This window comes from Dyadobacter bucti (genome assembly GCF_005869225.1).
GTDB classification, from domain to species: domain Bacteria; phylum Bacteroidota; class Bacteroidia; order Cytophagales; family Spirosomataceae; genus Dyadobacter; species Dyadobacter bucti.
Genome location: NZ_SWFP01000010.1, coordinates 60759 through 74100, shown reverse-complemented (window position 1 = coordinate 74100; position 13342 = coordinate 60759). Strand labels below are relative to the sequence as shown.

General features: G+C 46.2%; 10 protein-coding genes. 4 read left to right on the top strand and 6 right to left on the bottom strand.

The genetic code is table 11. The features are described from left to right. Nucleotides 1–6: 6 nt before the first annotated feature. From FBF61_RS27680 to FBF61_RS27670, 3 genes are all read left to right on the top strand, one after another. Entirely contained in the window at nt 7–1254 is a 1248-nt protein-coding gene (locus tag FBF61_RS27680; protein WP_138483583.1) for a TolC family protein, read from the top strand. A 54-nt stretch (nt 1255–1308) separates the two neighbouring features. After that, entirely contained in the window at nt 1309–2397 is a 1089-nt protein-coding gene (locus FBF61_RS27675; protein WP_138483581.1) for an efflux RND transporter periplasmic adaptor subunit, read from the top strand. Between the two features lie 252 nt (nt 2398–2649). After that, nucleotides 2650–5757, top strand: coding sequence for an efflux RND transporter permease subunit (locus tag FBF61_RS27670; protein WP_138483579.1), 3108 nt, complete (start codon nt 2650–2652; stop codon nt 5755–5757). A 135-nt stretch (nt 5758–5892) separates the two neighbouring features. On the opposite strand, the gene FBF61_RS27665 is transcribed toward FBF61_RS27670, so the two are convergent. The 6 genes from FBF61_RS27665 to FBF61_RS27640 all read right to left on the bottom strand — a co-directional run bounded on the left by FBF61_RS27665 (nt 5893) and on the right by FBF61_RS27640 (nt 12551). Further along, on the bottom strand, nt 5893–6747 hold the full coding sequence (locus tag FBF61_RS27665; RefSeq protein WP_138483577.1) for a hypothetical protein: 855 nt from the start codon (nt 6745–6747) through the stop codon (nt 5893–5895). Nucleotides 6748–6835: 88 nt separating this feature from the next. Further along, nucleotides 6836–8266 carry a hybrid sensor histidine kinase/response regulator gene (locus tag FBF61_RS27660; protein ID WP_138483574.1) on the bottom strand — a complete coding sequence of 477 codons (1431 nt, stop codon included), beginning with the start codon at nt 8264–8266 and terminating at the stop codon, nt 6836–6838. A 42-nt stretch (nt 8267–8308) separates the two neighbouring features. Then, the gene (locus tag FBF61_RS27655; RefSeq protein WP_138483572.1) at nt 8309–9760 is read right to left on the bottom strand and encodes a sigma-54-dependent transcriptional regulator; all 1452 of its coding nucleotides are present in this window, start codon (nt 9758–9760) and stop codon (nt 8309–8311) included. Between the two features lie 51 nt (nt 9761–9811). Then, nucleotides 9812–11254 carry an RNA polymerase factor sigma-54 gene (rpoN, locus tag FBF61_RS27650; protein WP_138483570.1) on the bottom strand — a complete coding sequence of 481 codons (1443 nt, stop codon included), beginning with the start codon at nt 11252–11254 and terminating at the stop codon, nt 9812–9814. 661 nt (nt 11255–11915) lie between these two features. Next, nucleotides 11916–12242 carry a hypothetical protein gene (locus FBF61_RS27645; protein WP_138483568.1) on the bottom strand — a complete coding sequence of 109 codons (327 nt, stop codon included), beginning with the start codon at nt 12240–12242 and terminating at the stop codon, nt 11916–11918. Nucleotides 12243–12266: 24 nt separating this feature from the next. Beyond that, on the bottom strand, nt 12267–12551 hold the full coding sequence (locus FBF61_RS27640; RefSeq protein WP_138483566.1) for a YtxH domain-containing protein: 285 nt from the start codon (nt 12549–12551) through the stop codon (nt 12267–12269). Nucleotides 12552–12940: 389 nt separating this feature from the next. Between FBF61_RS27640 and FBF61_RS27635 the strand changes: the two genes are divergently transcribed. Continuing rightward, nucleotides 12941–13330: a response regulator gene (locus FBF61_RS27635; protein ID WP_138483564.1), complete on the top strand. Its 390-nt coding sequence runs from the start codon at nt 12941–12943 to the stop codon at nt 13328–13330. Nucleotides 13331–13342 lie beyond the last annotated feature (12 nt).

Sequence of the window (13342 nt, the reverse complement as noted above, 5' to 3'; positions counted from 1 at the left end):
GAAATCATGCGAATCTACATCACCGCAGTTTTGAGCCTTTTGTCGGTACAACTGTACGCACAGGACACCCTTCGACTTTCTAATCGACAGGCAGACAGCCTTTTCCTGCAAAACAATCTCGAAATACTGGCTGAAAAGTATCAGATCGACATTGCCAAATCCATCGAAATACAGGATAAGCTCTGGAACAACCCAACTTTCGGCGTGGAGATCAGCGCCTACAATCCTTCCCGCGGACTGCTGGATGTGGGTCGTCAGGGGCAAAAAGCATTTACGATACAGCAACTGATCACCCGCGCCGGTAAACGCAACAAGCAGGTCGCCCTGGATGTGGAATCGATTAAGAAAAGCGAGTTCCAGTTCTACGACCTTATCCGGACACTGAAATTTGAACTTCGCCAGATCTTTTTCGAATCCTACTTCCTGGACCAGACTGTCGCTTTGTATGACAACCAGATAGGCACCCTCAATACCACGGTGACCGCATTTGAAAAAGAGTACAACCGGAAAAATATCTCGCTCAAAGAAGTGGTGCGTTTGAAAGCGCTGCTTTTCCAGCTGACAAACGACCGGGCTGATATCCTTTTTGAACTTCAGGAAAACCAAAAAGACCTGCGTATGCTGCTGAACACCGAGCAGCCTATTAAAACAATCATCGACAGCACTGAAATCCAGAAATACCAGCTGAATAACTACACCCTCGCTGCCCTGAAAGACATGGCACTGCAAAGCCGGGCGGACCTGAAAGTGGTGCAATCCTCTACTAAACAGGCTGAATTGAACTATACCTTACAGAAAGCACTTGCCAAGCCGGACATCCAGCTTGGCGCCGTGTACGATCAGGCCAGCAACTACGTCAACAATTACTTTGGTGTTTCAGCTTCGATAGACCTTCCTTTCTTCAACCGGAACCAGGGCAACATTAAGGCGGCAAAAAGCAATATCAGTTATTTCAAAACGGCTGAAACCGCCAAGCAAAACAGTGTCATTAATGAAGTGGATGCTGCAGTACAGAAAGTAGGCATCGCTGAAAAAGCATATCAGAGCGTGGAAAACCAGTTTACCGATCAGTTTCAATTGCTTAGCCGGGGTATCTACGACAACTTTCAAAAGCGGAACATTACCCTCCTGGAATTCATCGATTTTATTGAAACCTACAATGAAAGTATCAAGGAATTTAACCGCTTGCAGGCCGACCGGGTGAAGGTATACGAAGAACTCAACTTTGTGGTCGGGGAAGAGCTTTTTAACTAATTATCAGTATCCAAAATTAACGCATTTCACGGCCCCGGCCTTAATAGAATCAAAATGAAAAATCCCCTGTATATCGTCCTGTTGGCCGCAATTGGTGTTTGGTTGACGTCATGTAACAAGAAAAAAGAGCAGCCGGAAGAATCAAAAGCCTTCATGTTATCGGATACGATGATGAACCGTATCAGGCTGGACACGGTAAAAACGGAGGCTGTGCGCAACGAACTGACGCTGGTAGGTAAGGTAGTACCGGATGAAAACCAGGTGATCAAGATTTATCCGCTCGTGGGTGGGAATGTGGAAGAAGTGGATGTTGAACTCGGCGACAACGTTCGTAAGGGACAAAAACTGGCTGTGATCCGCTCCGGGGAAGTTGCGGATTTTGAGCGTCAGATGATCCAGGCCCAGTCCGATCTGCTTATTGCGAAGAAAAACCTGTCTTCTACTGAAGACCTTTATGAAAGTAAACTTGTTCCGGAGCGCGACGCTATTACAGCCCGGCAAATGGTCGACAAAGCCCAGGCCGAACTGAGCCGCGTGAAGGAAATATTCTCGATTTACGGTTTGGGTAAGTCGACAAACTACACTGTAAAGTCACCGATCAATGGTTTTATCATTGATAAAAATGTGAACCGCGGCATGCAGCTGCGTTCCGATAACTCCGAAAGCCTGTTCACTGTCGGGCAGATCGCCGATGTATGGGTGATGGCCAATGTGAATGAAAGCGATATTCCCCGGATCAGGCTGGGCATGAGCGCGGATGTACGTACGATCAGCTTTTCCGATGAAGTTTTCAAAGGCAAAGTAGACAAGATATACAATGTGCTCGATCCCGAAACCAAGGCTATGCGCATACGTATCCAGCTTCAGAACACAGGGTTTAAACTAAAACCCGAAATGCACGCTACTGTCAGTCTTAACTTCGAAGAAGGAAACCAGATGCAGGCGATCCCTTCCCAGGCGATCATTTTTGACCGCAGCAAAAACTGGGTAATGGTATACCACAGCCGTACCAAAATAGAAACCCGCCCAGTGGAAGTTTACAGGTCACTGGCCAACCGTACCTACATCAGCAACGGCCTGAAACCCGGCGAAACCGTCATTTCCAAAAACCAGCTATTGGTGTATGATGCGCTGAATGATTAGGAGGGGATTTAATTTTGAGTGAGTGAATGAGTTAATGGAGGAATGTTGAATGATTGACCGGGTCGCCGGAGCGATGACTGAATATTTTTTAATCAGTCACCTTCTGGCCGTAGGCCATTCAACCCTCTTTCTCCCTTTCCTCCATTCTCCCTCATTCACCCATTCGTCATTCCCGTTCCACAGCGGACTCATTCACTCATTCACTCATTCACTAATTCACTCATTCACTAATTCACTCATTCAAATCAGAAAATGAACAAATTCATCCGGGGGATCGTAGGTTTTTCTTTGAAAAACCGGTTCTTCATATTCTTTATGACCGGCCTTCTCATCATAGCTGGCGTCCTGAGCTATCGTGATACGCCGCTGGAAGCTTTTCCCGATGTCACCAATACGCAGATCATCATCGTGACGCAGTGGAACGGACGCAGTGCAGAAGAAATAGAACGGTTTGTGACGGTACCCATAGAGGTCGCGATGAATTCGGTCCAGCAGAAATCGAATGTGCGCAGCACGACGATGTTCGGATTGAGCATTATCAAGATCATTTTTGATGATGGCGTCGAGGATTTTTTCGCCCGGCAGCAGGTCAACAACCAGCTACGGAACATATCCCTTCCCGAAGGAGTCGAACCGGATGTACAGCCACCCTACGGCCCTACCGGAGAGATATTCAGATTTACATTAAAAAGCAAGGACCGCGACAGCCGTGAACTGCTCACATTGCATAACTGGGTCATAGACAGGCAACTTCGCAGTATCCCCGGCGTGGCGGATGTGGTTGCATTTGGCGGAAGGGAAAAAATATATGAAGTACAGGTCAACCCTACCAAACTGGTTAAATACAATATCACACCGCTGGAAGTATACGAGGCGGTAACCAAGAGCAATATCAACGTAGGCGGTGATGTCATCGAGAAAAACGGCCAGGCCTATGTGGTCCGGGGGATCGGCCTGCTCAACTCCATCCCTGACATCGAGAATATCATCGTGGAATACGTAAAAGACAACCCGGTGCTGGTAAGGGACGTGGCCACTGTAAAGGAATCGGATATGCCGCGTGTGGGCCAGGTCGGCCTGGACGACAATGATGATGTGGTGGAAGGTATTGTGGTGCAGCGGAAAGGTGAAAATCCGAGTGAGGTACTGGCAAGAATCAAGGATAAAATTGAGGAGCTTAACACAAAAATCCTGCCTCCCGATGTCAAAATGGTCACTTTTTACGACCGGGATAATCTCATCGAATTCTGCGCCCATACTGTGAAACACAACCTCGTGGAAGGAATTGTGCTGGTGACAGTGATCGTATTTCTTTTCATGGCCGACTGGCGTACCACAGTGATCGTGTCCATCATCATCCCGCTGGCACTGCTCTTTGCATTCATGTGCCTCAAACTGAAAGGAATGTCGGCCAACCTGCTGTCGATGGGGGCGATTGACTTCGGGATCATCATAGATGGTGCCGTGGTAATGGTCGAAGGGATTTTTGTAACCCTCGACCATCTCGCCCACCGCAACGGTATGGAGCGGTACAACAAACTTTCCAAACTCGGCTTGATCAAAAGAACGGGCGGAGAACTTGGTAAGGCCATTTTCTTCTCGAAGCTGATCATCATCACGGCACTGATCCCCATTTTCAGTTTTCAGAAAGTGGAAGGTAAAATGTTTACCCCCCTGGCTTATACCCTGGGTTTTGCACTCCTTGGTGCATTGCTTTACACCCTCACGCTCGTGCCGGTGCTTTGTTCTTTTTTACTGAATAAAAATGTCCGTGAAAAAAGCAATCCCGTCGTACGTTTCTTCGACAACGTCGTTTCCAAAGGTTTTGAATGGTGTTATGCACGCAAAAAGCTCAGTGTGGTATTTGCTATTGCTTTTTTGGGTACCAGCCTTTTTTCGGCCAAATTCCTGGGTACTGAGTTCCTGCCGACATTAAACGAAGGTGCCTTATGGGTGGAGGCAAAAATGCCGATGAGCAGCTCACTGAACGAAACGATCAAAATGGTAAAAACACTCCGCGCGAAGCTCAATGAATTCCCGGAAGTAAACGGCGTCTTATCGCAGACCGGCCGCTCCAACGATGGTACCGATCCCTCAGGTTTTTATTACGTCCAGATGCAGGTGAATTTAAAACCCAAAGAAGAATGGACCAGAAAAATCACCCAGGATGAACTGATCGAACAGATGGATAAAAAACTGAAGGAGTTTCAGGGGATCAACTATAATTATTCCCAGCCCATTATCGACAACGTGGCCGAAGCGGTAGCCGGGATGAACGCCAGCAACGCGGTCAAGATCTATGGAGACGACCTCGAAACGCTTAATAACAAGGCCAATGAAGTGTTGGAAGCGATCAAAGATGTACCGGGAATCAAAGACGTAGGTATCCTCAGAAACATCGGCCAGCCCGAGATCAGCGTGATCCTGCATGATCATAAAATGGCGCAGTATGGCGTAAGTACTGCTGATGTTCAAGCAGTTATTGAAATGGCGATCGGCGGAAAAACAGCTTCTATTTTGTACGAAGGTGAGCGGAAGTTTGATATCCGGCTGCGTTACGAGCAGCAGTACCGCCGGAACGTGGACGACATTCAGCAGCTGATGGTACCAACACTGACAGGCGGTAAAATTCCTCTGAAAGAAATCTCCTCCATACGTACGGTCACCGGCCCCGCCTTTGTATACCGGGACAATAACAAGCGGTTTATCGGGGTAAAATTCTCTGTGCGTGAACGTGACCTCGGAAGTACCATTGCCGATGCGCAAAGCCGTGTGAAGCCATTGCTGCAAACGCTGCCAAAGGGCTATTCAGTGAACTGGTCGGGAGAGTTTGAAAACCAGGTGCGCGCCACTGCCAGGCTCGGACAAGTGGTGCCTATCAGCCTCATCGGTATTTTCATCTTGCTTTTCATCATGTTCAGCAATGCAAAAGATGCGGGACTGGTGTTGATCAACGTCCCGTTTGCGCTGATCGGCGGAATACTTGCCTTGCATGTTACAAATATGAATTTCGGGATTTCAGCAGGGGTTGGATTTATCGCACTTTTCGGGCTTTGCGTGCAAAATGGGGTGATATTGATCTCTGTATTCAACAAAAACCTCACGGCACGGATGTCCCTGGACGACGCGATAAGAGAAGGTGTAAAATCCAGGATCAGACCGGTGATCATGACTGCCCTGATGGCGGCGATCGGATTGCTGCCGGCAGCTACCTCTACCGGGATCGGATCGGAAACCCAGAAACCCCTGGCCATTGTAGTAATAGGCGGGCTGATCACAGCCACGGTCCTTACTCTGCTCGTCTTCCCGATTATTTATGGTTTCTTTAACAGAAAGAGCAGGGGTGCGAGGATTGCTTAGCGGACTTCGACTGCAGCGCCCATGATGACATTTAGTATTTAATTTTCAATAAATTACAAACAAGACCTTAGCTGAACAGTCAAGCAAAACACCGTCACAGTTCGGCCGCCCGGCGGCCGAACTCCGAGCGACACCCTACTTAATCCTGATCGAAGAAAAATCGTAGCCCAAATGGAAAACATACCGCAATGACACACCGAAATTCCAGCCCGTACCATCTCCCTTGATTTGAGCATTCTCGATTTCGGTTCCATTCACAAAATAGGCCAGGTCGGTTGTAACGGAGGTTCCCATACCCCATTGTTTCCGGGCAAAAAAACTCATATCAACAACCCTCCCTACTTTGACAACATACTCGGCAGATACTTCCGCAAGCCCTGTCCAGGACGAGTTCGTTCTGGTTTCGCTGGTAAGGGCCAGGGTATCTACGCCCTGCCTTCGCCCCTTCTCCCGGTAACCATAGAACTCCATATAATCCTTTGTGTTTCCCGAATTCGGTACAAATCCAATCCCCGCGCCTACCCAGAAAGCAGAACGCCGTACTTTCGATTTCCCAAATAGCAATCGCCTTTTACCTCTGAGCATCAGGCTGTTCTTATCATTTTCAAGATTGTACCGCATCGGATTATCACCATTGATCAGCAATACGTTGTGAATTGCTGAGCGCGCATATTCCGCTTCCAAGGTCCATTGCTCTTGTGATACCCAGCCCACCACCGCACTCCACGCGGAAATCGTCGGCGACTGGGTGCCGATCAGTCCGTCGAAATCATTGGAGAGTGTGCTTTTATCGTTCCTCAAGAAACCATCTGCGCCTGCATACCAGCGGTTCGAGATACGCACATCACCCATAGTTTTTAAGAGCGATTCGGCTGTATGCGGTTTGGTGCCGATAGGCCGTGAATAAATCTTGCGGTAATAATCGGTATCCTGAGAAAAGGAAGTGAAGGCCGTAATGGCCATCAATAGTATCGTAGAAAGTGATTTCATAACATACCAAGCGACTTTTTCTTGAATTACGCGAAGGTAGGAATGATCGTTGCATGAAACCCCGGGAATCCCTGAGTTTCGCCGATTATTATGAAACAGTAGGAAAAGTCAATGTAAATGTGGTTCCGGCACCCATTTTCGACTGTACATCGATTCGTCCGTGGTGAGCATGAATAATACTCATTGTGGTGGCCAGACCAATACCCATTCCATTGTTTTTATTTGTAAAATAAGGCTCGAAGATTTTCTCCATATGTTCCTCATTTATGCCCGACCCATTATCCGTAAAAATCACCTGGATAGCATCTCCCTGACTCTTCGTGGTAATCCGCAGGATTCCCTTGTCCTCTTCCATCGCTTCGATAGCATTGGTAATAAGGTTAAGAAAAGCCATTTCGAGGGACACGGGATCAAGTGGCAATGCCAGATGCTCTTCTGCATACAGGTTTTCGATCTGGATCCTTTTCAGCTGCACACGGTCGAGCGCAGAACTGATGGCGTGATCCAGAACAGCATGTACCGAACTGTTCACCAGTTCAATGTCTGCAGAGCTGGAAGGCTGCAGAAGCTGCGAGATCAGGTCATTGATCCGTCCGCAGTTTCTTTTGATGATCTGGGTGTAGAATTTCTGGTCCTCATCGACCAGCTCCATTTCCAACTGTTCCGCGGAGAGATTAACGTTGGTAAGCGGATTCCTTACTTCATGCGCCAACATGCGCACCAGCCGGTCGGTTACCGCCATTTTCTCAGAAAACAGCCTTTCTCTTTCCGACTGCCTTCTGGCGGTCATATCATGAAACCTGCCCTGAATATACGGATGATCATCGTCGGTCTCCACAGAAGCAGAAAAAAGACAGTATTTTTTGTCCCCGTCCCTGGTCAGCAAACGTACTTCATAATCATGGATGGTCTGGTTACTGATGTTTTTCCATAGCATATCAAACTGAGGATCTTCAATCATTTCACGAATGTTCATCAGTTTCAGTGTCTCTTCTTGATAGCCTGTGAGCACACTGGCAGATGCGTTGAAATCTATTACATTGCCTTCCAGATCGCATATAAAGAGAAAATCTTTTGATTCTTCAAAAACTCGCCGGTATCTGCGCTCGCTATGTTTCAGCGCTTTCAGTACCGAGGTCCTTTCCAGGGCATAGCGGATACTTCTCTCCAGTTTTTCAGCATCCAGCTCGCTTTTGATCAGATAATCAGCCGCACCGAGCCGCAGAGCTTCCACAGCTATCTTTGTGTCTCCTTTGCCGGTAAGCAGTATGATAGGTTCCTCGCATTCAAACTGGCAGGCAAGTTCGATCAGGTCGATCCCCGTTTTTTCCCCCAACAGATAATCAAACAGGTACAGATCATATTTATTGGAACTGATATGCTGCTCGGCGTCCTTAAAAGTTGAGCACCAGACAATTTCGAATTTCCAGTTTACCAGGTCCTGGAAATACTCTCTGGTCAGGAAATAATCGTCCTCGTCATCGTCGACAAGCAGTACTTTAATGATTCTAGTATTCATTACAATATTTAAAATGAGCGCATTACCCTCAACCTTTTCTTGCTATATATCAAATTGCTTCATTTTATTGTAAAGGGTTTTTCTGTCGATATTAAGCAATCTTGCGGCTTTGCTTTTGTTAAAATTGACATCCCTCAATACCTGCATGATCATATCATACTCCGCCTCATTAGCCACCGTCTTCAGGCTCGGTTTAGAGTCTTCGACATCGGTAGTGTCGGCTATGCTTACTACGCCTGAAAGTTGCGAAACAGGCTCCTCGTCCAGATCTTTCAGTTTTTTATAATTGACAATTTCAAAAGGCAACGATTTTTCTTCGATCAGCTCGCCGTCAGACAGCAGAGTCGCCCGCTTGATCACATTTTTAAGTTCACGCAGGTTACCGGGCCATGAATAGCTGAGGAAATCGTTTTTAACTTCCTCCGAAAATCCTGTCACATTTTTATTAAGTTCAACATTCGTAGATTCCAGGAAGGTGGTCGCAAACACCATCAGATCGTCTTTTCTGTTTCGCAGGGCAGGAACTTCTATCGTAAATTCATTGAAGCGGTAATAAAGATCCTCCCTGAATTTGCCATTTTTTGCTGAATCCAGCAGCCGTTCGTTACTCGCGACCAGAATCCTCACATCCAGATCAATTTCCTTTGAACCTCCGATCCGGCGCATTTTACGTTCCTGCACTACACGCAGCAATGCCACCTGTATTTCGTAGGATAAATTGGATACTTCATCCAGGAACAGGGTACCACCGTTGGCCATTTCAAAATGGCCGATTTTGGTTTGCAGCGCTCCCGTAAACGAACCTTTTTCATGACCAAAAAGCTCACTACCAGCCAGTTCTTTGGATATTGCACCACAATCCATAGCTACAAAAGGCATATCTTTCCGCCTGGACCTGTTATGGATTTCCTGGGCAATTGCTTCTTTTCCCGAGCCGCTTTCGCCATAAATAATCACGCTGAAATTGGTCGGCGCCACCAGGTCCACCTGTCTGAACAGGTTTTCTGAGGTTTCGCTTTGCCCTGTCACATACCCTGCTTTGGTACGCGCGTGCATTTTCCTGACTGGCTTGGCTGTTTCTACGGCACCCGTTTCCGGAGATGCGTATTCAAGTTCTTCATTTTGGGAAGATTCGGCATCGGCGATCGCCTTTTTAACCGTCACCAATATTTCGTCCGGAAAAAGTGGCTTGGTGATATAATCGTAAGCACCCAACTTCATCACATTTACGGCTACCTTGATATCAGAATAGCCTGTAATGATCAACACCGGCAGATTTGGTCTCTTGGATTTAATAGCTGTCAACAGCTCAGTGCCCGTAATGTCACCCAGACGGAAGTCGGTCATGACAAGATCCGGTGATATTGAATCGATCAATGCCAGGCCATCCTTGCCATTTTGCGCCGTTTCTACTATAAAATCATTTTTTGATAAAAACCTCTTCAACAGGAAGCAAATGTCTGCCTCGTCATCAACAACAACAATTTTTTTCATGCCAGATTATGGGGCTTTGTCTTAGTTTGTGCTTGTGATTTTAATTAAACCTTAAATGGTCACTCTTAATCTTGCGGTAGGGATATTCAATTGTTCACGGTACTTCGCCACCGTCCTGCGCGCTACCGAATACCCTTTTTCAGAGAGCATATCCGTGATCTGCTGGTCGTTGTACGGGTGTCTCTTATCTTCTACCGCTACAATTTCCCGTATTGCCTCCTGAATTTCGCGATTGGAAACTTCCGTTCCGTCTTCATTGGTAACGCCTTCCGTAAACAGGTCTTTTAAAAGAACAATTCCGAACGGAGTCTGTACATACTTGTTCGTAGTGACCCGTGAAACCGTGGAAATATCCATATTAATGATCTCGGCAACATCTTTCAGGATCATAGGCCGGAGTTTTTTAATATCCCCAGTCTGGAAATAATCGTACTGAAGCTTTACAATTGCCCTCAGCGTGCTCAACATCGTGTTTTCGCGCTGCTTGATCGCATCTATGAACCATTTCGCAGAATTCATTTTGCTTTTCAGAAACTGATTCGTCGCCTTATCGTTTTTCTGTTCCGCCATTTGCGTGAACAGCTTGTTCAACTTAAGCGCCGGGCTGTTGCCCCATGTCAGCTGGACTTCTATTTCACCATCCTCGGTATACCTGAGCATAAAATCAGGCTTGATGCTCTCGTTAATGATCGAATCGTTCCGCAACCCAGAAGCCGGTTTCGGATTAAGCGTAGTAATGAGCTGAATGGCCTTTTTCAGAGATTCTTCGTCAAGGCCGCTGATCCGCATGATTTTATCATAGTTCCTGGAACCCAGTTCATCGAATGCATCGGTAACTATCTTGCACGCCCACCGCCAGGTTTCATCCCTGTTTTCCATCCTTTGCAGCTGGATCAGCAGACATTCGCGGAGATCATTCGCGGCTATACCGGCCGGTTCCAGCTGCTGGATCACCTTAAGCATGGCATTCACTTCATCAGTATCAATGAACATGCTGTTCGCAAACGAAATATCATCCGCGATCACATCACTCTCTCTTCTCAAGAAGCCGTCTTCATCCAGTGAATCAAGAATAAAATCGGCAATGAGCTGCTGCCTTTCATCCAGCCTTAAAAAATGCACCTGCTGCTTCAGATCATCCCGGAAGGACATTGTCTCAACCATCGGACGTGTATATAGCTCGTTGTCGGCTGACTGGTTATTTGCATAGGTTTTATAATCGGGGATATCATCGTCTCTGAACTCATCCCAATCGTAATAATCCTGTACCGAATTGTCTTCACCCGGCAACGCAGCATCGGGGTCACCGATTTCCTCGGGCGCCTCTTCGGAAGTACTCTCTTCTTTCCCTTCTTCTAAAATAGGGTTTTCTTCTAACTCTTCTTTGATTCGTTGTTCCAGCTCCATAGTTGTCAAATGCAGTAAATTCAGCATCTGAATTTGCAACGGAGAATATTTCAGGGTCTGTCTTTGCGTCTGCGTCTGTCTTTGCATCTTGCAACTAAAAATAAAATTAAAACTCTCTTTAACTGCTCCCCGGGCTCCAAAAAGGATTGTATACGTTCTGCAATCAAGCCTTTTGCCCCCTGCCGACTCCCAGGTGTGTCTTTTTACATCCTTTAAATTTACGATTCTTTATCTTACAAGCAGTAAAAAAAACTGATACGGTCCAAGATTGCGTAGTATTTTCCACAGACTGAGTATAATTATTCAGAATGTAGATTTAATACACATTTTTCGTTTAGATTCCCTCATCCCGAATACGCTGCTTTCCTTTGGAAAAACGGTCCTCGATACCCTACCGGTGATCTATTCTTACTCGCTGACCTCTCTATTATAAACGTCAGGCTACTAAACTGTTAAGTTAAAGCCTCGAAAAATAACAGGCAAAAAAAACGAATGAATATGTCGCGGCAAAAAGTAATACTACATCCAAAATCTGATAGACAGCCTCAAATCGAAAACCCGTAATCGTACAATTTCCGGTCGAATTAAAAGATCATTTTTATCAAGAAACAAATTTCTTGCCTCGGCACAAAAAGTACCTCAACAATGCGTACTACACCATTTACAACGTCTGAATTTATTGTCAAATGCAAAAGAAAACCCCCTGCGAATGCAAGGGGCCGGTTATTTGATGATAGAAGCTTCACTTTCAGGCAGTACCTACCGCAAGTTCTTCCTCGGGTTTTTCGTCAGTTACTCTTTTCAACCAGCGTAAGCCTACGAGCAGAAGCTCCCTACCGCCGTCCACCCCGTGTTTCATAATCACCTTTTCGGCAATCAGCGGGGCCAGAAAGTTAAGAGGAGCGGGCAGACCCTTTAATGCCGTCTTGGCTAGTACTGCTCCAACGCCAAGTTCAAGGCCCTTGCCAGCAGCACCGCCCGGGCCCGCTGTCAGCAAATCGCGGACGTAATTTACGGTGCCGGCCACCGGTGAACTTTCCCTGACATTTTCAGGATTCAGTGAGACGCTTTTCATAAGTTGATCAAGTTTGCTTTTTATCTAGAATTTGTTGATCTCTTTGCCCGCCGCATCCGCATATTCGTCGACTTTCGCGGCCGCCTCATCTGCATATTGACTCCCTTTTTCCTGAATTGTATCTGTCGCATCCGACACTTTTTGCTTCGATTTTTCAAGCGCTTCGATCAGGTCGCTGGCGAGACTGTTGGTTTTTCTTTTAATTTTCTTGCGCGTTTTGTAGCCATCCTCCGGAGCAATAAGCAACCCGATCAGCGCCCCTACCACAGCTGCGGTAATAATTCCTAAAAAAGCTTTATTACTTCCCATGATGTAATACCATTTAATGTGAAAAATTCATTTTGTGTAGTATCCGTCATGCTCCAAAAGCTGTACCAATCTTCCATACATTAAATTGCATATATTTAAATAACTGAATATAAGATACTTAATTCAGAACTTTAACAAAAAATGAACAGGTGCCTTTGAAATGTTGCAAAAATATCCACCTAAACGGAGCAAAAACCTGGACAACATTCCACAGCATGATCACAACCTATGGCCGCCTAAACGGTTATGCATCACCGGGGGCAAGTTTTAAATAGGGGTAGTAAATGGCAGGGTTATTGCAATTTAGTCTGCCGAACGTGTGATTTTTTACATCTCAAAAAACAAGATATATCCTCCAATGACTAAAGATCTACTTCTAACACATAGCTATGAAAATTGTAATCATTGAAGATGAACAGGATTTGGGGGTGTTGATGCGCAATTTTCTCATAAAGCAGTTGAATATTAAAATTCCCGATGCGGCGATCAGAATTGCCTCTTCACTGGCTGAGGGAATGGAGTGCGTTGCCGAAATCAGCCCGGACTGGGTGTTTATAGACAACAATTTACCAGATGGAAAGGGCATTAACCAAATCCTGAAAATTAAAAAAGCGACAGCCAATAAGAAGACGTGGATCGTCATGATGAGTGCAATGACAAACCTGCGCGAAGAAGCTTTCCGGCTTGGGGCAGACTACTTTCTGGACAAGCCGATCAGTTTTGTAGAGGTAAAGAACATTTTTAAAGATAACAACGAGAAGTCGGATCTTGCCGGCTGATACATGTGCATG